19 protein-coding genes are annotated in these 23,859 nt (G+C 59.2%); 6 read left to right on the top strand and 13 right to left on the bottom strand.

The features are described from left to right. Positions 1 to 126: 126 nt before the first annotated feature. Positions 127 to 1,566: a glyceraldehyde-3-phosphate dehydrogenase gene (locus V7756_RS14185; protein ID WP_335610844.1), complete on the bottom strand. Its 1,440-nt coding sequence runs from the start codon at positions 1,564 to 1,566 to the stop codon at positions 127 to 129. Between the two features lie 225 nt (positions 1,567 to 1,791). Between V7756_RS14185 and mfd the strand changes: the two genes are divergently transcribed. Further along, positions 1,792 to 5,283, top strand: coding sequence for a transcription-repair coupling factor (gene mfd / locus V7756_RS14190; RefSeq protein WP_335610845.1), 3,492 nt, complete (start codon positions 1,792 to 1,794; stop codon positions 5,281 to 5,283). Continuing rightward, positions 5,280 to 5,846, top strand: coding sequence for a CsiV family protein (locus V7756_RS14195; RefSeq protein ID WP_335610846.1), 567 nt, complete (start codon positions 5,280 to 5,282; stop codon positions 5,844 to 5,846). The genes mfd and V7756_RS14195 overlap by 4 nt, the downstream gene beginning before the upstream one ends. A 60-nt stretch (positions 5,847 to 5,906) precedes the next feature. Here the strand turns inward: V7756_RS14195 and V7756_RS14200 are convergent, their stop codons facing one another. From V7756_RS14200 to V7756_RS14220, 5 genes are all read right to left on the bottom strand, one after another. Further along, positions 5,907 to 6,641 carry an S-methyl-5'-thioinosine phosphorylase gene (locus V7756_RS14200; RefSeq protein ID WP_335610847.1) on the bottom strand — a complete coding sequence of 245 codons (735 nt, stop codon included), beginning with the start codon at positions 6,639 to 6,641 and terminating at the stop codon, positions 5,907 to 5,909. Then, entirely contained in the window at positions 6,638 to 7,807 is a 1,170-nt protein-coding gene (locus tag V7756_RS14205; RefSeq protein WP_335610848.1) for a mechanosensitive ion channel family protein, read from the bottom strand. The genes V7756_RS14200 and V7756_RS14205 overlap by 4 nt, the downstream gene beginning before the upstream one ends. Continuing rightward, the gene (nagZ, locus tag V7756_RS14210; RefSeq protein WP_335610916.1) at positions 7,807 to 8,793 is read right to left on the bottom strand and encodes a beta-N-acetylhexosaminidase; all 987 of its coding nucleotides are present in this window, start codon (positions 8,791 to 8,793) and stop codon (positions 7,807 to 7,809) included. Before nagZ ends, V7756_RS14205 begins: the two co-directional genes overlap by 1 nt. Positions 8,794 to 8,847: 54 nt before the next feature. After that, complete coding sequence (locus V7756_RS14215) at positions 8,848 to 9,336, bottom strand: L,D-transpeptidase (RefSeq protein ID WP_335610849.1); 489 nt, start codon at positions 9,334 to 9,336, stop codon at positions 8,848 to 8,850. Positions 9,337 to 9,398: 62 nt separating this feature from the next. Then, a complete protein-coding gene (locus tag V7756_RS14220; RefSeq protein ID WP_335610850.1) occupies positions 9,399 to 10,073 on the bottom strand; it encodes a TetR/AcrR family transcriptional regulator in 675 nt (224 codons plus the stop codon). Positions 10,074 to 10,273: 200 nt separating this feature from the next. On the opposite strand from V7756_RS14220, the gene lexA reads away from it, so the two are divergent. Next, positions 10,274 to 10,879 (top strand): transcriptional repressor LexA, encoded by a 606-nt coding sequence (lexA, locus tag V7756_RS14225; RefSeq protein ID WP_335610851.1) that lies wholly within the window; start codon positions 10,274 to 10,276, stop codon positions 10,877 to 10,879. 10 nt (positions 10,880 to 10,889) lie between these two features. Further along, positions 10,890 to 11,390, top strand: coding sequence for an SOS-induced cell division inhibitor SulA (gene sulA / locus V7756_RS14230; protein WP_335610852.1), 501 nt, complete (start codon positions 10,890 to 10,892; stop codon positions 11,388 to 11,390). A 136-nt stretch (positions 11,391 to 11,526) separates the two neighbouring features. On the opposite strand, the gene V7756_RS14235 is transcribed toward sulA, so the two are convergent. From V7756_RS14235 to fadB, 6 genes are all read right to left on the bottom strand, one after another. Continuing rightward, positions 11,527 to 11,766 (bottom strand): hypothetical protein, encoded by a 240-nt coding sequence (locus V7756_RS14235; protein WP_335610853.1) that lies wholly within the window; start codon positions 11,764 to 11,766, stop codon positions 11,527 to 11,529. Positions 11,767 to 11,837: 71 nt separating this feature from the next. Beyond that, positions 11,838 to 12,335, bottom strand: a complete 498-nt coding sequence (locus V7756_RS14240) for a DUF6586 family protein (RefSeq protein ID WP_335610854.1) — start codon at positions 12,333 to 12,335, stop codon at positions 11,838 to 11,840. 11 nt (positions 12,336 to 12,346) lie between these two features. After that, complete coding sequence (gene topA, locus V7756_RS14245) at positions 12,347 to 14,968, bottom strand: type I DNA topoisomerase (protein ID WP_335610855.1); 2,622 nt, start codon at positions 14,966 to 14,968, stop codon at positions 12,347 to 12,349. 95 nt (positions 14,969 to 15,063) lie between these two features. Next, the gene (locus V7756_RS14250; protein WP_335610856.1) at positions 15,064 to 15,276 is read right to left on the bottom strand and encodes a DUF1653 domain-containing protein; all 213 of its coding nucleotides are present in this window, start codon (positions 15,274 to 15,276) and stop codon (positions 15,064 to 15,066) included. 101 nt (positions 15,277 to 15,377) lie between these two features. After that, the gene (gene fadA / locus V7756_RS14255) at positions 15,378 to 16,553 is read right to left on the bottom strand and encodes an acetyl-CoA C-acyltransferase FadA (RefSeq protein ID WP_335610857.1); all 1,176 of its coding nucleotides are present in this window, start codon (positions 16,551 to 16,553) and stop codon (positions 15,378 to 15,380) included. A 16-nt stretch (positions 16,554 to 16,569) separates the two neighbouring features. Then, a complete protein-coding gene (fadB, locus tag V7756_RS14260) occupies positions 16,570 to 18,717 on the bottom strand; it encodes a fatty acid oxidation complex subunit alpha FadB (protein WP_335610858.1) in 2,148 nt (715 codons plus the stop codon). Between the two features lie 512 nt (positions 18,718 to 19,229). Between fadB and V7756_RS14265 the strand changes: the two genes are divergently transcribed. Continuing rightward, positions 19,230 to 19,667 (top strand): universal stress protein, encoded by a 438-nt coding sequence (locus tag V7756_RS14265; protein WP_335610859.1) that lies wholly within the window; start codon positions 19,230 to 19,232, stop codon positions 19,665 to 19,667. Positions 19,668 to 19,784: 117 nt separating this feature from the next. Here the strand turns inward: V7756_RS14265 and uup are convergent, their stop codons facing one another. Further along, positions 19,785 to 21,704 carry an ATP-binding cassette ATPase Uup gene (gene uup, locus V7756_RS14270; protein WP_335610860.1) on the bottom strand — a complete coding sequence of 640 codons (1,920 nt, stop codon included), beginning with the start codon at positions 21,702 to 21,704 and terminating at the stop codon, positions 19,785 to 19,787. Positions 21,705 to 21,905: 201 nt separating this feature from the next. Here uup and V7756_RS14275 point away from each other — a divergent pair, with 201 nt between their 5' ends. Continuing rightward, positions 21,906 to 23,855 carry a transglycosylase SLT domain-containing protein gene (locus tag V7756_RS14275; RefSeq protein ID WP_335610861.1) on the top strand — a complete coding sequence of 650 codons (1,950 nt, stop codon included), beginning with the start codon at positions 21,906 to 21,908 and terminating at the stop codon, positions 23,853 to 23,855. The last annotated feature ends 4 nt before the right edge of the window (positions 23,856 to 23,859 follow it).

Here is a 23,859-nt window from a genome sequence, read left to right on the forward strand (position 1 = left end):
CAATACCCTGACATTCTGGAGTGCCCATATAAAAACAAAGCCCCGGCTAAAGAGCCAGGGCTTTGTCAGCAGTCTGAAAGGCGCCGAGGCGCCTTTTTTTGCAGCACTTATCAGTCAGACCGGCAATCAGACCGGAAAGGCTGGAGGATTGACGTGAGCCATGTCTTCCAGAATACGCACGACCTGACAGCTGTAACCAAACTCGTTGTCATACCAGACGTACAGAATCACGCGATTGTCGTTGCAGATGGTAGCTTCCGCATCGACCACGCCGGCGTGGCGTGAGCCCACAAAGTCGGACGAAACCACCTCTACCGAATTGGTGAAGTCAATCTGCTTGTGCAGGTCGGAGTGCAACGCCATGTGACGCAAGTACTCGTTCACCTCATCGCGATCGGTCGATTTTTCCAGGTTCAGGTTGAGAATAGCCATGGAGACATTCGGCGTCGGCACCCGAATGGCGTTGCCGCTCAGCTTGCCCGCCAGCTCCGGCAGCGCCTTCGCAACGGCCTTGGCCGCACCGGTCTCGGTGATAACCATGTTCAGCGCCGCACTGCGACCCCGACGATTACCCTTGTGGAAATTGTCGATCAGGTTCTGGTCGTTGGTGTAGGAGTGCACGGTCTCAACGTGGCCGTTGACGATGCCGTACTTGTCGTTGATCGCCTTGAGTACCGGCACAATGGCGTTGGTGGTACAGGAGGCGGCAGAAATGATCTTGTCTTCAGGCGTGATCGCTGCGTGGTTGATGCCATGCACGATGTTTTTCAGGTCGCCCTTGCCCGGCGCAGTCAGCACAACCTGGCTGGCACCCTTGCACTGCAGGTGCTGGGACAGGCCCGCCTCATCGCGCCACACACCGGTGTTGTCGACAATGATTGCGTCTTCAATGCCGTAGCTGGTGTAGTCGATGCTGGTGGGGTCGCTGGCGTAGATCACCTGAATCAGGTTGCCATTGGCGGTCAGGGTGTTGTTTTCTTCATCAATAGTGATGGTGCCCTGGAAGGAGCCGTGCACCGAATCGCGGCGCAGCAGGCTGGCGCGCTTGGCCAGATCATTGGTAGCCCCCTTGCGCACGACAATGGCGCGCAGACGCAGGCCATCGCCGGCGCCGGACTTTTCGATCATGATGCGAGCCAGCAGACGACCGATACGACCAAAGCCGTAGAGCACCACGTCGCGACCCTGACGGCGCTCGCCGGCGTGACCAATGACAGAGCTCAGCTCTTCACGCAGGAAGGCATTCAAGTCATCGTTACCGCTCTGGCGGAACTTGTTGACCAGGCGAGCCAGGTCGATGGAAGCGGGCCCCAGATCCAGTTCCAGCAGGGCCTGGATCACCGGGAAGGTGTCATGCACCGACAGCTCGGTGTCATCGATCTGACGGGCGAAACGGTGCGACTTCAGCAGGCTGATAACCGAGCGATTGACCAGGCCACGACCATAAATGGACGTCACCACATTGTGCTCCCGGTACAGACGACCGATCAGAGGAATCATGGCTTCGGCGGTCGCTTCACGATCCGTCCAGCTTTCCAGACACTGCTCGAATTGGGCTTGAGTCACGGCTTTACCTTCCAAGTCTTGATAACTAAAGGGCGCATATTATGCTGTCAGCGGCCTCGCGAGGCAATCACTCACCCAAAAACAAGGCAGAGAATGAGCACAGTGCGACTGAGGACGTTACACTTGACCCTCTTTGCAAGGCGTTGTTTCAACCGATTGAAACCGATTAAATAGTTTCGACCGATTGAGTCAGCGCCATGAAATATGACCACATGAGCCAATTGCATGCCTGCTGATACTTCCCTGCTTTCTCCCCCGCTCGCCAAAGGCCCAGGTACCAAACTGCACTGGACTGGCTTGCATGGCGCCTCGCGCGCCCTGGCGATAGCCGAAGCCGCTTCGCGGCATCAGGGCCTCAGCCTGGTGATCAGCACCGATACGTCCACGGGCGACAGCCTGGAACAGGAACTGCGCTTCTTCTCACCCGAGCTGCCCGTACTCAGCTTTCCGGACTGGGAAACCCTGCCCTACGACCGTTTCTCGCCGCACCAAGACATCATCTCGCAACGTCTGCGCACCCTGTTCCAACTGCCCCAGGTAACCCAGGGCATCCTGGTGGTGCCCATGACCACCCTGCTGCACCGCTTGCCGCCGCGCAGCTTTCTCGGCGGCTCGGTGCTGATGCTCGAGCTGGGCCAGCGTCTGGATATCGACCAGATGCGGCTCAACCTGGATGCCGCAGGCTACCGCTGCGTGGATACCGTGTATGAACACGGCGACTACGCCGTGCGCGGCGCGCTGCTCGATCTCTATCCCATGGGCAGCAAACTGCCCTATCGCATCGACTTGTTCGACGATGAAATCGAAACTCTGCGCACCTTTGACCCGGAAAGCCAGCGCTCGATCGACAAGGTGGAGCGCATCCACCTGTTGCCGGCCAAGGAGTTCCCGCTCGACAAATCGGCGCTGACCGGCTTTCGCGCCCGTTTTCGTGAGCGCTTCGAGATCGATCATCGCCGCTGCCCGCTGTATCAGGACCTTAGCGAAGGCCTGGTACCGCCCGGCATCGAGTATTACCTGCCGCTATTCTTCGAGGAGCTCGGCAGCCTGTTCGACTATCTTCCAGCCAACACCCAGCTGTTCACCATGCCGGGCATCGAGGGCAGCGCCGAGCACTTCTGGACCGATGTTCGCAACCGCCACAGCGAGCAGGGTGTGGACCCGACGCGCCCACTGCTGCCGCCCGCTGAGCTTTTCCTGCCGGTAGAAGAGTGCTTTGCCCGCATCAAGGCCTTTGCGCGCACCATTTGCCACCAGAGCGAGCTGGGAGATGGCGAGCGCGGGGAAGATCTAGGCGGCCTGCCGCCGCCCGAGCTACCTATCGACAACAAGCTCGACAACCCGCTGCAAGCCCTGCAGCGCTTCTTGCAGGCGCACAATGGCCGCACCCTGTTCGTCGCCGAAACGGCCGGCCGCCGTGAGGCCTTGATTGAGCTGTTGGCGCGCATCGAGCAACGCCCGCAGCAGGTCGACAGCTGGCTGGATTTCATTACCAGCGATCATTCGCTGGCACTGACCATAGCGCCGCTTGATCAGGGGCTGCTGACGCGTTCACCAGCGGTGGCCGTGATCGCCGAAAGCCAGCTGTTTGGCCAGCGTGTAATGCAGCGGCGCCGCCGCGGCAAGGCCACGGATATGGGCGACGCCATTATCCGCAACCTGACCGAGCTGCGAGAAGGCGCACCCGTGGTGCATATTGACCACGGTGTGGGCCGCTACTTGGGCCTGACCAACCTCACCGTTGAAGACCAGCAGACCGAATTCCTGATGCTGGAGTACGCGGACGACGCCAAGCTTTACGTCCCGGTGGCCAACCTGCATCTGATCGCACGCTACTCCGGCTCCGAGGACGAAAACGCCCCGCTGCATCGTCTGGGCTCCGAAACCTGGCAGAAAGCCAAGCGCAAGGCGGCCGAGAAAGTGCGCGATGTGGCCGCCGAGCTGCTGGACGTATACGCGCGGCGTGCGGCACGGCAGGGTTTCAGTTTCAGCGCACCGGAGCGCGACTACCAGAGCTTTGCCGACGACTTCCCCTTCGAGGAAACCGCCGATCAGGAAGCCGCCATCACCGCCGTGCTGCAGGATATGACCAACCCGCAGCCGATGGATCGCCTGGTCTGTGGCGACGTGGGCTTTGGCAAGACCGAAGTCGCCATGCGCGCCGCCTTCCTCGCTGTGCACAGCGGCAAACAGGTGGCCGTACTGGTGCCCACCACCCTGCTCGCCCAGCAGCACTACAACAGCTTCAAGGACCGCTTTGCCAACTGGCCGGTGAAGGTTGAGGTAATGTCCCGCTTCAAGTCTGCCAAGGAGGTCAAGGCAGCGGTCCAGGAGCTGGCTGAGGGCAAGGTCGACATCATGATCGGCACCCACAAGCTGTTGCAGGAAGATGTCAAGTTCAAGGATCTCGGGCTGGTTATCATTGACGAAGAACACCGTTTCGGCGTCCGCCAGAAGGAACAGCTGAAGACCCTGCGCAGCGAAGTAGACGTGCTGACGCTGACCGCCACGCCGATTCCGCGCACACTCAACATGTCGTTTTCGGGCATGCGCGACCTGTCGATCATCGCTACGCCACCGGCACGGCGATTGTCGGTCAAGACCTTCGTCATGACCCAGCAGAAACCGGTGCTCAAGGAAGCCATATTGCGCGAGCTGTTGCGCGGCGGGCAGGTGTACTACCTGCACAATGAAGTGCAGACCATTGAAAAATGCGCTGCCGACCTGGCCGAGCTGATTCCCGAGGCGCGCATTGCGGTCAGCCACGGGCAGATGCCCGAGCGCGCTCTGGAGCAGGTGATGCGCGACTTCTATCACCGCCGCTTCAATATTCTCGTGACCACCACCATTATTGAGACCGGTATCGATGTACCCAGCGCCAACACCATCATCATCGAGCGCGCCGACAAGTTCGGCCTGGCCCAACTGCACCAGCTGCGCGGGCGGGTGGGCCGCAGCCATCACCAGGCCTACGCCTATCTGCTGACGCCGGACGGCAAGAAGGTCACTCGCGACGCCGAGAAGCGCCTGGAGGCCATTGCCCTCGCGCAGGATCTGGGGGCCGGCTTCACCCTGGCCACCCACGACCTGGAAATCCGCGGCGCTGGCGAATTGCTGGGCGACGGACAGAGTGGCCAGATCCAGGCGGTCGGCTTCACCTTGTACATGGAAATGCTCGAGCGCGCCGTCAAGGCCATCAAGCAGGGCAAGCAACCGGAGCTGGACCAGCCACTGGGCGGCGGCCCGGACATCAACCTGCGTCTGGCCGCGCTGATCCCCGACGATTATCTGCCGGATGTACACGCGCGACTGATTCTCTACAAGCGCATTGCCAACGCCACCGATGACGAAACACTGAAAGACCTGCAGGTGGAAATGATCGACCGCTTTGGCCTGCTGCCCGAGCAGGTGAAGACGCTGTTCCGCGTCACCGCCCTCAAATTGCGCTGCGAGCCACTCGGCATTACCAAGGTAGATGTGGGCGCCGAGCATGGGCGTATCGAATTTGGCGCGCAAACCGAGATCGACCCCATGGTACTGGTGCGCATGATTCAGGATAATCCGCAGCGCTACCGGCTTGAAGGTGCCACCGTATTCCGCTTCAATGCCCCCATGGGCGGCGCTGAACTGCGCCTCAATACCGTAGAGGCTTTACTCGACCGACTGGCGCAAGCGCCACAGGAAACAACCCCGAAAGGCAAAGGAAAACGCCCATGAAACACTTGTGCAAGAAGATCGGCCTGGTATTGTTGGCCTCCCTGGCGAGCACCCTGGCATTGGCGCAATCAGCCGATGAATACCTGGTCGAGGTGGTCTTCTTTGGTCAGCCTTCAGCCCCGCTGGTAGCCGGCACCCCGCCCGATCTGGATTGGGCCGAGAACGCCGTCAAGCTGGATGACACGACCCGCAGCGATGTGCGCGCCATAGATCCGACCCGTTATCAGCTCGATCAGGATGTCCGCAAGCTGGAACAGAAGGGTTACCAGATTTATCTGCACCAGGCCTGGTCACAGCCGCTGGACAACAACCTGGATCTGGCCCTGAGCAAGGGGCAAGCTGACAACGGCATCTACCCTGTCCAGGGACTGGTGAATCTGAGCCAGGACAAGCTGATGGAAGTTGCCGTCTCGTTCTGGCGCAATCGCAACGCCAATGACGTACAGATGAGCGGCGCTTCGGTCATATCCGAAAATCTGCATCAACGCCGCGCGCTGCGTCTTAATGAAACCCACTACCTGGATCATCAGAGCCTGGGAATGCTGGTCCGCGTCAGTCGCTAAGCGGCTGGCGATAGCCCGGGGCGAGCGGCGCGTTGCGCCGTTTGCCCTACCCTGCCCTGATCAGCGGTCGATGAGCGCCACCAGTACCTCTTTGACCTGACTCATGCCTTGAGTTATCACCGCCTCTATGGCGGCCATGGTGATCAACTCGTCCGACTTGCCAGCAGCCGGATTCACCACCAACGCCAGACAGGCATAGGGCAGTTCCAGTTCTCGTGCCAGTGCCGCTTCCGGCATGCCGGTCATCCCCACGAGATCAGCGCCATCGCGCTCCATACGGGCGATCTCGGCCGCCGTTTCAAGGCGCGGCCCCTGGGTAGCGGCATAGACACCGCCCGGATGATGCGGCAGTTTGTGCTGTTGCAGTATGCCTACCAGCCGCTGCGACAGCTCGGCGTCGTAGGGCCAGGAGAAATCGACGTGCACCACGTGCTCCAGATCATCCTCAAAGAAACTCGAGGCCCTACCCCAGGTGTAATCAATAATTTGATCCGGCACGCAAAAGACGCCCGTGCCCAGTGCCGGATGAATCCCGCCCACGGCATTGACTGCCACAATTCGCTGCGCACCTGCCGCTTTCAGCGCCCAGAGATTGGCCCGGTAGTTGATCCGGTGCGGTGGTATGCAATGCGGCTTGCCGTGGCGCGCCAGAAAGATCACCTCCTGCTCACCCATGCGGCCGTGCACCAGGGGCGCAGATGGCTTGCCGAAAGGCGTGTCCGGCCAGTCCTGCCCTAGCAATTCCAGACCTGCCAGCTCGGTCAGCCCGGTGCCGCCAATGATTCCCCAACTCATACCGGACTCCGATCAGGCGCCTGAACCTGAGCTCGCGGCTTCGACTGCTGGTCATCTGTCGCAGCCGCGGTGCGCAGGGAAAGCGGATCCGGCAGATGCAGCGTGGATGTGGGAAAGGCTACCTGCGCTTCGTGATCTTCTATAATCGTCAGGATCTTCAGCAGCACATCCTCTTTCACTCGGTGATATTCGGCCCAGACCGGGGTGGTAAAGCAGTAAATGAAGAAATCTACCGAGGACGGCGCGCAACGGTCGAAGAAGACCATCTGCGTCTGATCCTGATCGATATCCTCATGCCCCTTCAGCATCTCACGCACCTTGTGCACAATCGGCTCCATGTGGCCGATATCCGCATAACGAATGCCAATGTGCTCGTAGATACGCCTGTGAGTCATGCGCGAAGGGTTCTGTACCACTATGTTGTTGAAGATGGCGTTGGGTACGTAGAGAGGACGCTTGTCGAAGGTACGAATACGCGTCAGCCGCCAGCCGATGTGCTCCACTGTCCCCTCGATGTCCCGATCCGGCGAACGTACCCAGTCTCCCACAGCAAAGGGACGATCAAGATAGATCATCAGCCCGCCAAAAAAGTTGGCCAGCAGATCCTTGGCGGCGAAACCGACGGCAATGCCACCGATACCACCAAAGGCCAGCACACCCGAAACGCTGTAGCCCAGTGACTGCAATACCACCAGAGCAGCGGTAATGATTACCGAAGCACGCAGCAACTTGCCGATGGCGCTGACGGTGGTCTGGTCCACCGGCTTTTCGCGATAGCGCGGATCCACCAACCGCTCTTCGATCTGTTTCATCAAGCGCAGAATGAACCAGCACAGCAAGGCTATGAGTAGAATACGTTGGATCTGATCCAGCACCTGCGCCAAGCCTTCGTCCATCTGGTGCGCGGTGATTCTCGACGCCCACAACAGCCCCATCGACCAGATAGCCACCCAGGCCGGACGCCGCGCCGCATAGACCAGCGCGTCATCCCACATGTTGTGGGTCCTTTGCGCCCGGACTTCGACGTGATCCAGTATCCGCTTGACCACGTAGGCCGCCACCAGGGCAGCCAGCACCACGGCAAAGACCTGGTAGATCCAGGTTTCTCCAATCAGCGGCAACTGTTCAAGATTCAGTTGCGCCGTCAGCTCATCAATCGTTTCCATCAAACCAGATCCAGCTCTCTGAGTAAGGAATAATGCTCGCCCCATTCCGGGCTCGCCTTGTAGTCGGCAGGCACCGTGCGCTCAGCACGCATACGCGCAAGGCCTGCGGGCGGTAGCAATTTCAGCGCCTGGGCATGCGCCAGTCCCTGCTCGGCGGCGCCGCGATCATTGCAGATCAGCAACATGTCGCAACCCGCCGTGACGGCAGCGTCGATGCGCTGGGGTATGCCACCCACAGCATGAGCACCGGCCATGGTCAGGTCGTCGCTAAAAATCACCCCGGTGAACCCAAGCTCCTCACGCAGCACTGTCTGCAGCCAATAGCGGGAGAAGCCGGCGGGCGAGCTGTCGACCTGCGAATACACCACGTGCGCTGGCATCATCCCGCCCAGGCGGTCGGCCAGCAGCGCAAAAGGTTTGAAATCGGCATCCCGAATCTGCGCCTCGCTGCGCTCATCGACCGGCAGCGCAAAATGTGAATCGGCTTCAGCCCAGCCATGGCCGGGGAAATGCTTGCCGGTGGCAGCCATTCCTGCCTGGGTCAGGCCGTCGATATAGGCGCTGGCTAAAAAGCTGACCTGTTCCGGATGACTGCCCAGGGAGCGGTTACCGATCACTTGGCTGCGCCCGTAATCAAGATCCAGCACCGGAGCGAAACTGATATCCACCCCGCAAGCCAGCATTTCAGTGGCCATCAGCCAACCGGCCGCGCGCGCGGCCGCAGCCGCTTGCTCGCCGCCCTTGCGGGCAATGTCAGCCAATGCCGGCAGGCGCTGCACGCCACGGCGCAGACGCTGCACCCGCCCGCCTTCCTGGTCGATGGCAATCAGCATATCGGGCCGCACCGCACGAATGGAGCGTACCAGTTCACGTACCTGCCGAGGCGATTCAGTATTGCGCGCAAACAGAATCAGGCCACCAACCTGCGGCTGACGCAGCAAAGCGCGATCGGCCGACTCCAGCCACAGACCCGGCAAATCCAGCATCAAAGAAGCGTGTTTCAAACGAATATCTCCCGGTAAAAACTCGGAACAGAACGCTCAGTCTGCGTCTATCTGAACGGTACAGCCTGCAGGGGTGAGGTCGAACAACTCCAGGATGTCGGCGTTACGCAGGCGAACACAGCCGTGCGACAAGGGTTGCCCCATCGGCTGATCATCGCCAGTGCCGTGCAGATAGATGTAGCGGCGCTGCGAATCCACCTCACCGCCGCGATTGAAACCCGGCGTGTTGCCGCATAACCAGAGTATGCGGGTGAGTATCCAGTCACGCTGCGGATGCGCTGCTGCCAACGCCGGCGACCATATCTCACCGGTCGGCCGGCGACCAATGTACACGGCACCCAGTGGCTGACCCTCGCCAATGCGCGCGCGAACCCTGTGTTCGCCTCGCGGCGTGCAACCCGAGCCCGAGCGCTCACCCGCGCCACTCAGTGCAGTAGAGACAGGATAGCGGCATAACACTCGCCCGGCGCCATAGCCGGTGAGCTGCTGCGCGGCAATAGATATGTGAATGTGATCCAGCTGCATGCTCATCTCCGTTATCAGCGCACACGATAACGGATCAGGCAGCATGAGGTAAGGGCAAGGCACTAAACGGCGGCGCTTTTCATCTCGAAGGTCTTGGCAGGCAGACTGTCGGCGCGCATGCCCGCTGCCAGGAATGGCACCATCAGACGCAGCACCTCGTCCACTGCGCGATGTTCGGCAAACTCGGCCTCGGCGATGGCACGCAGGGCCTTCATGCTCGACATGGTAAATGCAGCACTACCCAGCATGAAATGCACGCGCCAGAAAACCTCCTGCGGAGGAATGCTGGGTACCGCGCTCACCACCAATGCCATATAGCGCTGGAAAACCTTGCCGTACACCTCGGCAAGATATTTGCGCAGATGCCCCTGACTCTGGCTGAACGCCAGGCCGAGCAAACGCATGAAGGTAGAGAGATCGTTGCCGCTACGCGGCTTGACGGTCAGGGCCTGGTCAACCAGCATTTCCAGCAGCGACTCCAGACTCAACTGGCGCAGATCGCCGCGCTGCTCATGCAAATCCAGCTCGCGCTCAAGGCTGCTGACAAAGGGATCCAGAAAGCGCACGAAGACCGCTTGAATCAGCGATTTCTTCGAGCCGAAGTGATAATTGACCGCAGCCAGATTGACGCCAGCCTTGCTGGTAATCAGACGCAACGAGGTTTCGGCAAAGCCTTTCTCGGCGAACAGCTGCTCTGCTGCATCCAGTATGCGTTTAACGGTATCAGACTGCGCCATGCGGCCCCCAGGGTGCAAACAATTGTTTCAAACATACGTTTAAAACAAATACCCTGTCAAGCTTGTGCGAACTAAACGCACTGTCGCACTAAATGTCGCTCTCGCCAACCCCACTACGAGTTTTCCTCATCAAGGGGGTTGCCCACCCTCAACAACTGTATATAATCACAGCTACTGGATAAACAAACAGGCTCATCTCCATGCAGAAGCTTACCGCACGACAACAGCAGGTACTGGCCTTCATCAAGGAATACATGGATGGCAATGGCTACCCACCTACCCGGGTAGACATCGCCAAAACCCTGGGCTTCAAGTCGCCCAATGCCGCCGAAGATCACCTGCGTGCGCTGGCCAAAAAAGGTGCCATCGAGATGATACCTGGTGCTTCGCGCGGCATCCGTCTGCCCGATGAACCGGAAGCCAATGATGATCGCCTGCCCGTTATCGGCCGCGTTGCCGCTGGCGCACCGCTATTGGCACTGGAGAATATTGAAGATCATTGCCATATCGACCCCGGTTTCTTTCACCCCCGCGCCGACTATCTGCTGCGCGTAAAAGGCGAAAGCATGAAGGATATCGGCATCATGGATGGCGACCTGCTGGCGGTACACCGTACCAGTGAGGCGCGAAACGGCCAGGTGGTGGTTGCGCGCATCGGCGATGAAGTTACCGTGAAGCGCTTTCAAAAGCAGGGCCGCAAGGTTTCGCTGATTGCCGAGAACCCCGAATTCAAGCCGATTGAAATCAATCTGGCCGAACAGGAACTTACCATCGAAGGTTTGAGCGTCGGTGTGATCCGTCGCTGAGGAGCTGAGAATGCAGTACGCCCGCCCTGACCAACACACACTGACCCAGGCTGACCTGTTTCATAACGCCTTGATGGCGACCCGCGTGGAACACAGCCATTTTTTCCGCCCGCAGCCACAAAAAGCCCCTGCCGCTCCAGAAGAGCAGGAATACGGCTTCAGTGAAATAAGTCTGCAGGGCGCCACCCGACAGTGCCTGCAATGGCTTGCGCCGGTACTGCGCGATCTCAGCAACAGCGCAGCTCCACGCTGGCTGACACTGATCGATCCGCCAGCGAGCCTGAGCAATCAGTGGCTGCGTAACGCCGACCTTGACCCTTCACGCATCATGATAGTGCGCTCCAAGCCGGGCATGGACGCCACCAAACTCTGCTGCGACCTGCTCAAGCTGGGTGGCAGTCACACCGTGGTGAGCTGGCTGGCCCCCGACGCCAGCACTGCGCCGCGACTGGAGCGCGCTGCGCAGATCGGACGCTGCCGCAGCCTGAACGTACGCCTGCAGGCAGTCTGAGCCACAATAAAAAAGCCGCAAGGTCATGGACCTGCGGCCTTTATCTGTTTCTCTGCGTTTGCTTTATTGCTTTTAGGCAAAACGTCACAGGGAGTGCGGCAGATGTGTCCAGAGCTGACTGGACGTCAGGCAAACCTCAGTGCAGCACCCGATCTTCCGGGATATGTTCGTCGTCGTCCTCGTCCATCATCTGACCAGCCATCTGCATGCCAGCGCTGATCATGGCCTTGGCCACCTCAATGTAGTTGCCTTGCAGGTAGTCCTTGGCATCAACCGAGAACTCGATTACCAGCAAGGGCTCTCCCTCTTCATCGGAGCGACGCAGGGCCACCTTGCCGTTGGCTAGCTCTACGATCTCAAGAAAGGGTGAAGGCATCTGATCTGGTCTCCTGTAATGCAGGCGCGCAGTGTATCACAGCGCACCTGTGGCCGCAGCACCGCACCGCGCTACCACTCCATCATGCCTTGGCGATAGCTACGCACCCGCTCCGAGAGAGCAGAACAGCCTTCCTGACCATCTTCCAGCGTCCACTCGCCACGCCTGACCGCGCTGCTGGCGATCAAGGTCGGCGCGGCCGTCTCTGGCAGCGGTGGCGCCTGCAACTGCTGCCAGGCGGCCAGCAGCTTGGCCAGCCAAGTATCGGCGTTTTCAGCCAACTCAGTCAGCTCAGCAAGTTCCGGCCCCGGAAAACGCGCTACCACAGCGGGCGACAGCGCTGCCTCCACCTGCCGAAGGTCCACCAGCGGCCAGCGATAACGGTCAGCCACCTCATGCACTACCGCGAGGACGCCACGATACAAATGAAACAGAGCATGCTCACGGTGATACTGAACCTGACTCAGGGCATCCAGGGCATCGGATGCCTGTGCTTCCGACCAGGCGTCCAATGCCTTGCGGGCAAAGAACAAGGCTTGATTGGTCCGGGTATAGACTTCATTGGCCATGGCGTTCTATCTCAACCCTTGGCTTTCTTGCGGCCATCATCCACCGACCACTTCTTGCCGTCGTGAAAGGCGCGCCATCCACTGGGCTTGCCGTCGATCTCGCTCTGCACGTACTGCTCTTTGGTTTTTCGACTATAGCGCACTACGGTCGGATTACCGTCCGGGTCGGCTGCCGGAGCATCCATCAGGAAGTGATACTTGGGGTCGATTTCACTCTTGTGCGGCAACAGTTCCTTGACCAGAGGCGCACGCGTCTCCCGATTCTTGGGGAACTGGCTGGCCGCCAGGAACAGACCCGAGGCGCCATCACGCAAAATATAGACGTCGTCCACCTTCTCGCACTTCAGCTCGGGCATGGGCACCGGGTCCATTTTTGGCGGTGCCGCCTCCCCGCTCTTGAGCAGCTTACGGGTATTCTTGCAGTCGCTGTTGGTGCAACCAAAGTACTTGCCGAAACGGCCGGTTTTCAGCTGCATTTCGCTGCCGCACTTGTCGCATTCGAGAACCGGGCCGTCATAGCCCTTGATCTTGAACTGCCCGGTCTCGACTTCAAAGCCGCTGCAATCGGGACTGTTGCCGCAGACGTGCAGCTTGCGCTTCTCGTCTACCAGGTAGCTATCCATCGCGGTGCTGCAGATCGGGCACCGGCGCTTGGCGCGCAATACCCGCGACTCACCTTCGTCATCATCGGCGGCCACTTCGTTGCCCGGCACCAGATTGATGGTTTCCTTGCAACGCTCTTTGGGTGGCAGGGCGTAACCTGAACAACCGAGGAACACGCCAGTGGATGCGGTACGAATCATCATCGGCCGACCACAGACCTGGCACGCGATATCAGTGGGCGTCGGCTGATTGGCGCGCATACTGCGGTCATCGTCCGAGGAGGACGCTGCCTTCAGCTTGGTACTGAAATCGGCATAGAAATCGTCCAACACCTGCTTCCAGATGACTTCGCCCTGGGCAACGTCATCGAGGGACTCTTCCATGCGCGCGGTAAACCCGTAGTCCATCAAATTGGGAAAGCTTTCACCCAGTCGCTCAGTAACGATATCGCCCATCTTCTCGGCGTAGAAACGGCGATTGTTCAGGGTCACATAACCCCGATCCTGAATGGTCGAAATGATCGAGGCATAGGTAGAAGGACGACCAATACCGCGCTTTTCCAATTCCTTCACCAAACTAGCTTCGGCATAGCGCGCTGGCGGCTTGGTGAAATGCTGCTTGGGCTCCAGCGCCTGCAAGGCAAGCATGTCATCCACATTGATTTCCGGCAGTACTTCATCCTCACCGCCCTTGCCCTGCTGCGGCAATACCTTGGTGTAGCCGTCGAACTTCAGGATCCGGCCCTTGGCGCGCAGCTCAAAATCGCCAGCGCCTACCTGAATACTGGTAGACAGATATTTGGCCGGCGTCATCTGACAGGCCACGAACTGGCGCCAGATCAGTTCATACAGGCGCTCGGCATCACGCTCCATACCCTTGAGGTCGGTCTGCTTGAGCTTTACGTCCGAAGGACGAATGGCTTCGTGAGCTTCCTGCGCGCCTTCCTTGCTGCTGTAGGAGTTGGGCTTCTCCGGCAGGTAATCCTTGCCGAAGGTTTTTTCGATATAGCCGCGCGCCATGCTGACCGCATCGGCCGAGAGATTGGTCGAGTCGGTACGCATGTAGGTGATGTAACCCGCTTCATACAACCGCTGGGCCATCATCATGGTCTTCTTCACACTGAAGCTCAGGCGCGTACTGGCCGCCTGTTGCAGGGTGGAGGTAATAAAGGGTGCATTGGGCCGGGAGCTGGTCGGTTTGTCTTCACGCTTGAGGACGCGGTAATCGGCTTTGTTCAACAGAGCCAGGGCAGCGTCCGCCTGCGCCTTGTTTGTCGGCCTGAAGGCCTCTCCGGACTGCTTGACCACTTCAAAGCGCACAGCTTCCGCCTTGGGCGTATGCAACTGCGCATGAATTTCCCAGAACTCTTCTGGAATGAAGGCGCGAATTTCCCGCTCGCGATCCACAATCAGCTTGACCGCCACCGACTGTACTCGTCCGGCCGACAGACCGCGGGCAATCTTCTGCCACAACAGGGGCGAGACCATGTAGCCGACTACACGGTCAAGGAAGCGACGGGCCTGTTGAGCATTGACCCGGTTCAGATCCAGCTCGCCGGGCTTCGAGAAGGCGTCCTGAATGGCCTTCTTGGTAATTTCGTTGAACACCACGCGCTTGTAGCGACCTTCATCGCCGCCAATGCTTTCGCGCAGGTGCCAGGCAATCGCCTCCCCTTCACGGTCCAAATCCGTCGCGAGGTAAACGGTATCGGCGTCCTTGGCCAGGCGGCGCAGTTCGTCTACCACCTTTTCCTTGCCGGGTAGAATCTCGTAGTGCGCCTGCCAACCGTTCTCAGGATCGACGCCCATACGCTTGACCAGTTGCGCGCGCGCCTTGGCCTGCTTCTCCTGCTCGCTGGCGGGCGCGGCCTTGCGACCGCCCTTGGGTTTGCTCTCGGTCTTGGCGCTGCCACTGGTGGGCAAATCACGAATGTGGCCAATACTCGACTTCACGATGAAATCGTTGCCAAGGTACTTGTTGATTGTCTTGGCCTTGGCCGGCGACTCCACAATGACCAGTGCTTTTCCCATAGGTAATCGTTTTCCTGACTCAAGCTAGTTGAATGGCCCACAGATTCTGCTGCACCAGCATCATGGATATGGCTGGCGGGCGGAGGGACCAGAGCCTACACGTCTTCGCAGATAAAGGTAAAGCGTGGATATGCTTTGCCGTCAACCTCGACCATCTCTTCAAACATCGCCTGCGGTCGCACCCAAAGATCAAAATTGCCGTACAAGGTCCGGTAAACCACCAGCCTCTCTTCGGTCTCCGAGTGAGTGGCCAGGCCAATCACTTCGTAGTCCTTTCCTTTATAGTGCCGATACCGTCCGCTACGCATAGGCGCGCCTCCTTTACTCAGAACAGAGCGCGATTCGGCGCTCTGCCAGCCATAAAAAAGCCGAGGCACAAGGCCTCGGCTCTGATCAGACCCCGACTGTCTTAAACGCGTTCAAAGACAGTAGTAATGCCCTGGCCCAGACCTACGCACATGGTCGAGATACCGATGGTGCCGCTGTTCTGCTTCATCACGTTCAGCAGGGTGCCTGAGATACGCGCACCGGAGCAACCAAAGGGGTGACCCAAAGCGATAGCGCCGCCGTGCAGGTTCACTTTCTCTTCCATCTTGTCGAGCAGTTTCAGGTCCTTCAGCACCGGCAGCGCCTGTGCGGCGAAGGCTTCGTTCAGCTCAACGAAGTCAACATCGTCCATGCTCAGTCCAGCGCGCTTGAGCGCCTTCTTGGTAGAAGGTACCGGACCGTAACCCATGATCGCCGGATCAACACCAGCCACTGCCATGGAGCGAATGACCGCCAGTGGCTCCAGACCCAGGGCCTGGGCGCGCTCGGCAGACATCACGATCATGCACGAAGCGCCGTCAGTGATCTGCGAAGAAGTACCCGCAGTCACGGTGCCGCCCTTGGGATTGAACGCCGGACGCAGAGCGGCCAGGCTTTCCAGGGTGGTTTCCGGGCGAATGGTTTCGTCAGTGGTGAACAGTTTCAGGAAGCCGTTCTCGTCGTGACCTTCCATCGGGATGATCTCGTCCTTGAAGTTGCCTTCAACGGTCGCCTTGTGCGCCAGACGGTGAGAACGCTCACCGAAGGCATCCTGCTGCTCGCGGGTGATGCCGTGCATCTTGCCCAGCATTTCAGCAGTCAGGCCCATCATGCCGGACGCCTTGGCGGCATACAGCGACATGGCCGGGTTCGGATCAACCCCGTGCATCATGCTGACGTGCCCCATGTGCTCCACACCACCGACCACAAACACATCACCGTTGCCGGTCATGATGGCCTGGGCGGCAGTGTGCAACGCGCTCATGGACGAACCACACAGACGGCTGACCGTCTGCGCTGCGCTGGTGTGCGGGATAGGGGTCATCAGCGATGCCATGCGGGCGATGTTCCAGCCCTGCTCCAGGGTCTGGTTTACACAGCCCCAGATTACATCTTCCACTTCCGCCGGATCGATCTTCGGGTTACGTGCCAGCACACCGGTGATCAGGTTGGCTGACAGGGTTTCAGCACGTACGTTGCGGTACATGCCGCCCTTGGAGCGGCCCATCGGGCTGCGGCCGAAGTCGACAATAACAACGTCTCTCGGATTCAGGCTCATAGATTTACTCTCGCTGTTAACCGAAGAATTTCTGGCCGGTCTTCGCCATCTCACGCAACTTTTCAGTCGGTGCATACATGGCGCCGAACTCGGCGTATTTGTCTGCCATGGCCACAAACTCAGCCACACCAATGGTATCGATGTAGCGCAGCGCGCCACCGCGGAAGGGCGGGAAACCAATACCGTAGATCAGGCCCATGTCGGCGTCAGCTGCGGACTCGACAATGCCGTCTTCCAGGCAACGTACGGTCTCCAGACACAGCGGCACCATCATGATCTCGAGGATTTCCTGATCGGTGAACTCGCGCTGTTCCAGCACTACCGGCTTGAGCAGCTCGTAGGCTTCAGGGTCGACAACCTTCTTCGGCTTGCCCTTCTTGTCCATCTCGTAAGCGTAGAAGCCCTTGCCGGTCTTCTGGCCCAGACGATTCGCTTCATACATGACGTCGACAGCAGTCTTGGTCTTGTCAGCCATACGGTCGGGGTAACCTTCAGCCATGACATCACGGCCGTGGTGACCGGTGTCCATGCCAACCACGTCCATCAGGTAAGCAGGACCCATCGGCCAGCCAAACTTCTCCATGATCTTGTCGACGCGCTGGAAGTCTGCACCCATGTTGATCAGGCGGGCAAAGCCACCAAAATAGGGGAACAGAATACGGTTAACCAGAAAACCCGGGCAGTCGTTGACCACAACCGGAGTCTTGCCCATTTTCTTGGCGTAGGCGACGGTAGTGGCAACCGCTTTCTCGCTGGACTTCTCGCCACGGATGACCTCAACCAGCGGCATCATGTGTACCGGGTTGAAGAAATGCATGCCGCAGAAGTTCTCGGGACGCTTGAGCGCCTGGGCGAGATAGGTGATAGAGATGGTAGAGGTGTTGGAGGTAATGATCGCATCGTCGCGAACCTGACCTTCCACCTCAGCCAGCACCGCGTGCTTGACCTTGGGATTCTCTACGACCGCTTCAACCACGATGTCAACTTCCTTGAAGTCGCCATAGGACATGGTCGGACGGATGGCGTTCAGCGCCTTGGCCATTTGCTCAGGCTTCATGCGGCCTTTGGCAACACGCTTGCCCAGCAGCTTGGAGGCTTCGTCCAGACCCAGCTGGATGCCTTCCTCGCGGATATCCTTCATCAGGATCGGAGTGCCCTTGACGGCAGACTGGTAGGCGATACCGCCACCCATGATGCCTGCGCCCAGTACGGCAGCCAGCTTCACATCACCAGCCTGCTTGTCGTACTTCTTGGCTTTGTGCTTGAGCACCTGATCGTTCAGGAACAGACCAACGAGGCTGGCAGCAACAGAGGTCTTGGCCAGCTTGGCAAAACCGGCAGCTTCAATTTCCAGCGCCTTTTCACGGCCGTGGTTGGCGGCCTTCTGGATGGTCTTGATCGCTTCAACCGGTGCCGGGTAGTTCGGGCCAGCCTGACCGGCGACGAAACCCTTGGAGGTTTCAAACGCCATCATCTGCTCGATGGTGTTCAGCTTGACCTTTTCCAGTTTGGGCTGACGCTTGGCCTTGTAGTCCAGCTCGCCGGCGATGGCACGCTTGAGCACGTCAATGGCAGCCGCCTTGAGCTGGGCATCGGCAACAACCGCATCAACTGCACCGGCTTTCAGAGCCTTGTCGGCACGCTGCTCGGTACCGCCGCAGATCCACTCGATGGCGTTGTCCACGCCGATCAGGCGCGGCAGGCGAACGGTGCCGCCGAAGCCCGGGTAGATACCCAGTTTGACTTCCGGCAGACCGATCTTGGCGCTGGCGGCCATGACACGGAAATCGGCAGCCAGACACATTTCCAGACCACCACCCAGCGCGATGCCATTGATGGCAGCAACGGTGGGAACGTTCAGGTCTTCAAATGCGTTGAAGATCTTGTTGGCTTCCAGGTTTCCGGCAACCAGATCTTCTTCCGGCAGCTTGAACGTACCAACGAATTCGGTGATGTCGGCGCCGACGATGAAAACGTCCTTGCCGCTGGTGACAACAACGCCGGTGACATCGGCATTGTTCTGGATGGCCTCTACCGCCGCCTGCAGCTCGGACAGAGTGGCGCTGTTGAACTTGTTGACCGACTCGCCCTGCAGATCAAATCTGAGCTCGACGATGCCGTCTTCAAGGCCTTGAACCGTGATGGCTTTACCTTCGTAAATCATCAACTGATCTCCACGCTATGAAAGCACATGAGAAACACCAGCGGCGCGCCCAGCCAAAGCCGGCGCAACGCTGATGTCATGAACGATCCCGATACTCGGGGAAACGATGAACTAAAAAATTCATACAACCGTTTGATTCGGGTGCGCACACCTTCTTCCAAAAGCGCGCTCTTGTCAATCAGACCGCAGCCAGGCGCACTTGGTGCAATTTGTCGGTGCGGTGGAAAAATATTAATTTATTTATTAATAAACAAAGACTTATGAGCATAAATTGAGAGTCGATGAGAGTCTGAAACAAAAGCATAGCTCATCCTCAGGAGCACCTACTCTAGCAGCTCAATGGCTGCCAGCAAGCTACCTCGATAGCCGCAGTCACATTGCGGGCGCTTGCGCTGCATCGCGTGCTATACCCTGTCCGGCAACAGCGTTATGCTGATTTGCAACCCGCAGCAAAACAGGCTGCACGCAGCGCAGCAACACTGCTAGTATCCGCAAAAAAAGGAGAAATGCCGATGCTGTACTCACACGTGCTGGTCGCGGTGGATTTGATCGAAGAATGCCGCGCCGTTGCCGACCACGCCATGAAGCTGGCCAAGGCATTGGATGCCAAGCTGTCACTTTTGCATGTGGTCGAGCCGCTGGCCATGGCCTACGGCGGCGACGTACCTATGGACCTGTCCATGTTGCAACAGCAGCAATTCGAGCAGGCCAAGGAGCGTATGCAGTTGTTTGCGGCAGATTACAATTTGCCAGAAGACTGCCTGCAGATTGCCTTCGGCCATCCGCGCCAGGAAATTCATCGGGTAACTGAAGAACAGAGCTGCGACCTGATCGTGGTTGGCAGTCACGGCCGCCACGGCCTCGCCCTGCTGCTGGGCTCAACCGCCAACGACGTCCTGCACGGCGCACCCTGCGACGTTATCGCCGTGCGCTTGGGAAAGAAAAGCTGAGACTTTTCTTTCCAGCGGCAAGCTTTAAGCTTCAAGCCACAAGTTCAAATCCCAAACCAGCGCGCGCTGCTTGTAGCTTGTAGCTTAAAGCTTGCCGCCGAGTAGCGGGCAGGCGGCTCAGCCGCCAGCCTGCTCCTCCAATTCCGCCCAACGCTCCAGCGCTGCATCCAGCTCCTGCTGTTTCTGCTCTGCCTGTGCCAGCACCCTTGCGGTTGCATCGTGTGACTGCTGATAGAAGCCCGGATCGGCAATTTGCTGTTGCAGCGCTTCCAGTTCGCTTTCCAGCTTTTCCAGCATAGCGGGCAAGGCATCCAGCTCGCGTTGCAGCTTGTAGCTGAGTTTGACCTTGGGTGCTGGCGCAGCGGCGGCTGGAGCTGCTGGCGCAGCGGGCGGCTCAGGCTCGGCCTGGGTCTTGCTGTCTTCGCCCCATTCCGCCAAGGATTCGATACGCCCACCCTGGCGCAGCCAGTCGGCATAGCCCCCAACATACTCACGCACCTTGCCCTGACCTTCAAATACCAGGCTGCTGGTTACCACGTTGTCCAGGAAGGCGCGGTCGTGACTGACAATCAGCACAGTACCATCGAAGCCGGCCAGTACCTCCTCCAGCAATTCGAGTGTTTCCACGTCCAGATCGTTAGTTGGCTCATCCAGCACCAGCATGTTGGCCGGCTTGCTGAACAAGCGCGCCAGCAGCAGACGCGCGCGCTCACCCCCCGACAGCGCCTTGACCGGCGTGCGAGCACGCTCGGGGGAAAACAAAAAATCACCCAGATAGCTGATCACGTGGCGGCGGTCGCCGTTGATCTCGATGAAATCGCGGCCCTCGGAAATATTATCGATAACCGTTTTTTCCGGTTCCAGCTGGTCACGCAGCTGATCGAAATAGGCCACTTCAAGCTTGGTGCCGCTGTGAATCTTGCCGCTGTCGGGTTGCAGTTTGCCCAGTAGCAATTTGAGCAGCGTGCTCTTGCCGCAGCCGTTGTTGCCGATCAGGCCAATGCGATCGCCACGAATGACATTGAGCGACAGGTCCCGTACCAGGGGCGTGCGGCCCGGCCAGGCAAAGTTGATATGCTCGACCTCGATGACCCGCTTGCCCGAGGCATCGGCGGTTTCCAGCTGAAAGCTGGCCTTGCCCTGGCGTTCGATGCGCTGAGCACGCTCATCGCGCATGGCCTTGAGAGCCCGAACGCGGCCTTCGTTGCGGGTACGCCGCGCCTTGATGCCCTGACGAATCCACACCTCTTCCTGGGCCAGCTTTTTGTCGAACAGTGCGTTGGCCGTTGCTTCGGCGGCGAGCTGCTGTTCCTTGTGGTCCAGAAAGCTGCGGTAATCACCGGCCCAGTCAATCAACTGGCCCCGGTCCAGCTCCAGAATGCGCGTGGCAAGAGCCTGCAGGAACTGACGGTCGTGGGTGATGAAGAGCACGGCGCCGCGGAAATCCAGCAGCACCTGTTCCAGCCAGGCGATAGTATGAATATCCAGATGGTTGGTGGGCTCATCCAGCAGCAAGACGTCAGGCTCGGCGACCAATGCCTGCGCCAACAACACGCGACGGCGCCAACCGCCGGACAGCTCGGACATGCTCTTGTCGGCCGGCAGCCCAAGGCGTGTGAGGGTGGTTTCCACCAATTGATCCAGGCGCCAGCCATCCTTTGCCTCGAGGCGCTCCTGCACCTTTTCCAGACGCGCAAGCTCGGCATCGCCCATGTCGCCGGTAATCAGATGATGGTACTCGGCGAGCAGCTCGCCCACGCCGGCCAGACCAGCGGCCACCACATCGTAAACGGTCTTGTCGTCAGCCTTGGGCAGCTCCTGGGGCAACTGACCGATCTTCAGGCCAGGGGCGTACCAGATTTCGCCCTCATCAGCTGGCTGATCGCCATCGATCAGACGAAACAGGCTCGATTTGCCCGTGCCATTGCGACCGATCAGGCATACCCGTTCACCCCGATCAAGCTGAAAGCTGACCTTGTCGAGCAACGGATTGAGGCCATAGGCCAGCGAGACATCGGTAAAGGAAAGAAGAGCCATAGAACACCTGTGATTGAATCAGACGCGCATTCTACCTGTAGCAAGGCCGCTCTGTAACAAATGCCCACTAATTCACAGCCTGCCCCTTTTTCCACGCAGGGCAAAAAGCTAAGCTGTGGGTACAGGTTTGTCGTCCGCAACTTCCGTTTGCGAGCACCTGACACTCACCCGGCCATTTGTCGCCTTCCCGGCAGGATCACTATGCACAGCAACACCCGTTTTCGCTCCGCTGCATTGCTCTGTTTTCTGGCTATCAGTTTGTCGCTATCCAGCTTCTTTGCCCAAGCCGGCAAGCTGGAAACTCAGCGACTGCTCTACGATCAGGCCATGGGAGCGATCGAAAAAGGCGACATGGCTCGCTACCGCCAGCTTGAAGCGGGTTTGCGCGACTATCCGCTTTACGGTTACCTGGTGCTGGCTGACCTGAATCGCAACTTTGATAGTGCCAGCGATGAGCAACTCAGAGTGTTTCTGCGCACCTACGGCGATCTGCCTTTTGCCAACCGCTTGAAAGCACGCTGGTTGAGCCGTCTGGCCAGACAGGGCAAGTGGAACGAATTCACCCAGAATTATGCGGCCGCCGACAAGAGCGCCGCTTTCGATTGCCAACTGGCGATGCATCAATGGAATAGCGGAGATCGAGCGCACGGCATGCAACAGGCCCAGGCGCTATGGACCGTGGGCCGTTCCCAGCCCAATGCCTGCGACCCGCTGTTTGAGCGCTGGCAACAGGCCGGTGGCCTGACCGAAGACATTGTCTGGCAACGCCTCCGTCTTGCCCTGCTCTATCGTCAAGATGGGCTGGCCCGCTATCTGACCAAACAGATGCCCAGCCAGCAAGCGCTGGCAGAGCGTTTTGTCGATACGGCAACCAAGCCCACCCTCCTGCGCCAGACCGCAAACTACCGCGTCAGCGCCAGCCAGCCGGCAAACAAGGTGACCGACATCGCTACCGTTGCCCTGCGCCGCCTGGGTCGTGACGACAGCCAGGCTGCGCTGGAAATCTGGCCGCTCTACAAGGATCTGCCCTACACCGAAGAAGATCGCCTGGCCATTACCCGCGACATCGGCGTTCGACGGGCGCGCAAGATAGACCCGGCCGCCCTAACCTTCATGGCCACCAATGATCCATTGATGAAGGACGATGAAATCAGCGAATGGCGCATTCGCCTGGCCCTGCGTACCCGCAACTGGGAGATTGCCCGCTCCCTGACCCAGCAGATGCCCGCATCAATGGCCAGTCAGAGTCGGTGGCGCTACTGGAAGCTGCGCAGCGCGCAGTTGGCGTCCAGCGAATCCGGCGAACTCATCAATGAGTACAAGGCGCTGGCCCAGGAACGCGATTTTTACGGTTTTCTCGCTGCCGAGCGCAGCGGCCAGCCCTACGCCTTGAATCACGTCAGCGCGCCGGTGTCCGACCAGCAACTGGCAGAACTGAAGGCTCTACCCAGCACCCAGCGCGCCTATGAATTTCTGGCCCGCGATGAAGTGGTCAACGCCCGCCGCGAGTGGTATCACGCCGGCGACAACTTCAGTCGCGAGCAACTGATGGCGCAAGCCAAGCTGGCAAGGGAAATGGCCTGGTACTTCCCGGCCATTCGCGGCATCAGCATCGCCGAATACTGGGACGACCTGGATATCCGCTTCCCGATGGCCTATCAGGAACCGATCATGCAGCAGGCGCGGGCGCGGCAGATCAACTCGACCTGGGTTTACGCCATCACCCGCCAGGAAAGCGCCTTCATGGCAGATGCCCGTTCGCACGCCGGCGCCATGGGCCTGATGCAATTGATGCCCGCCACTGCCCGCGAAACAGCGCGCCAGTACGACATCCCTTACGGAAGCGCCAACGATGCGCTGATACCCGAGCGCAACATAGCCATAGGTACGGCTTATCTGTCGCGCCTCAACGGGCAATTCAAAGGCAACCGGGTGCTGGCCTCGGCTGCCTACAACGCCGGTCCCGGCCGTGTGCGGCAATGGACCAACGGCATGGGTAGCCTGCCGGCTGATGTGTGGGTAGAGGCTATTCCGTTCGACGAGACGCGCAAGTACGTGCAAAGCGTACTCAGCTATGCGGTGATCTACGGTGAGAAGCTGGGTATCAAGCAGAGCGTTATGGAGCAGCACGAGCGCTATCTGGAGTTCTGAGTGC

It is taken from the genome of Halopseudomonas sp. (assembly GCF_036961105.1).
Lineage (GTDB): Bacteria > Pseudomonadota > Gammaproteobacteria > Pseudomonadales > Pseudomonadaceae > Halopseudomonas.

Bases quoted from the DNA above. Each gene is read 5' to 3' on its own strand.
- V7756_RS14265 (WP_335610859.1), top strand. From the start codon at position 19,230: ATGCTGTACTCACACGTGCTGGTCGCGGTGGATTTGATCGAAGAATGC.
- lexA (WP_335610851.1), top strand. From the start codon at position 10,274: ATGCAGAAGCTTACCGCACGACAACAGCAGGTACTGGCCTTCATCAAG.
- mfd (WP_335610845.1), top strand. From the start codon at position 1,792: ATGCCTGCTGATACTTCCCTGCTTTCTCCCCCGCTCGCCAAAGGCCCA.
- sulA (WP_335610852.1), top strand. From the start codon at position 10,890: ATGCAGTACGCCCGCCCTGACCAACACACACTGACCCAGGCTGACCTG.
- fadA (WP_335610857.1), bottom strand. From the start codon at position 16,553: ATGAGCCTGAATCCGAGAGACGTTGTTATTGTCGACTTCGGCCGCAGC.
- V7756_RS14200 (WP_335610847.1), bottom strand. From the start codon at position 6,641: ATGAGTTGGGGAATCATTGGCGGCACCGGGCTGACCGAGCTGGCAGGT.
- fadB (WP_335610858.1), bottom strand. From the start codon at position 18,717: ATGATTTACGAAGGTAAAGCCATCACGGTTCAAGGCCTTGAAGACGGC.
- V7756_RS14205 (WP_335610848.1), bottom strand. From the start codon at position 7,807: ATGGAAACGATTGATGAGCTGACGGCGCAACTGAATCTTGAACAGTTG.
- V7756_RS14215 (WP_335610849.1), bottom strand. From the start codon at position 9,336: ATGCAGCTGGATCACATTCACATATCTATTGCCGCGCAGCAGCTCACC.
- V7756_RS14240 (WP_335610854.1), bottom strand. From the start codon at position 12,335: ATGGCCAATGAAGTCTATACCCGGACCAATCAAGCCTTGTTCTTTGCC.
- uup (WP_335610860.1), bottom strand. From the start codon at position 21,704: ATGGCTCTTCTTTCCTTTACCGATGTCTCGCTGGCCTATGGCCTCAAT.
- nagZ (WP_335610916.1), bottom strand. From the start codon at position 8,793: ATGCTGGATTTGCCGGGTCTGTGGCTGGAGTCGGCCGATCGCGCTTTG.
- V7756_RS14250 (WP_335610856.1), bottom strand. From the start codon at position 15,276: ATGCGTAGCGGACGGTATCGGCACTATAAAGGAAAGGACTACGAAGTG.
- V7756_RS14275 (WP_335610861.1), top strand. From the start codon at position 21,906: ATGCACAGCAACACCCGTTTTCGCTCCGCTGCATTGCTCTGTTTTCTG.
- V7756_RS14195 (WP_335610846.1), top strand. From the start codon at position 5,280: ATGAAACACTTGTGCAAGAAGATCGGCCTGGTATTGTTGGCCTCCCTG.
- topA (WP_335610855.1), bottom strand. From the start codon at position 14,968: ATGGGAAAAGCACTGGTCATTGTGGAGTCGCCGGCCAAGGCCAAGACA.
- V7756_RS14220 (WP_335610850.1), bottom strand. From the start codon at position 10,073: ATGGCGCAGTCTGATACCGTTAAACGCATACTGGATGCAGCAGAGCAG.
- V7756_RS14235 (WP_335610853.1), bottom strand. From the start codon at position 11,766: ATGCCTTCACCCTTTCTTGAGATCGTAGAGCTAGCCAACGGCAAGGTG.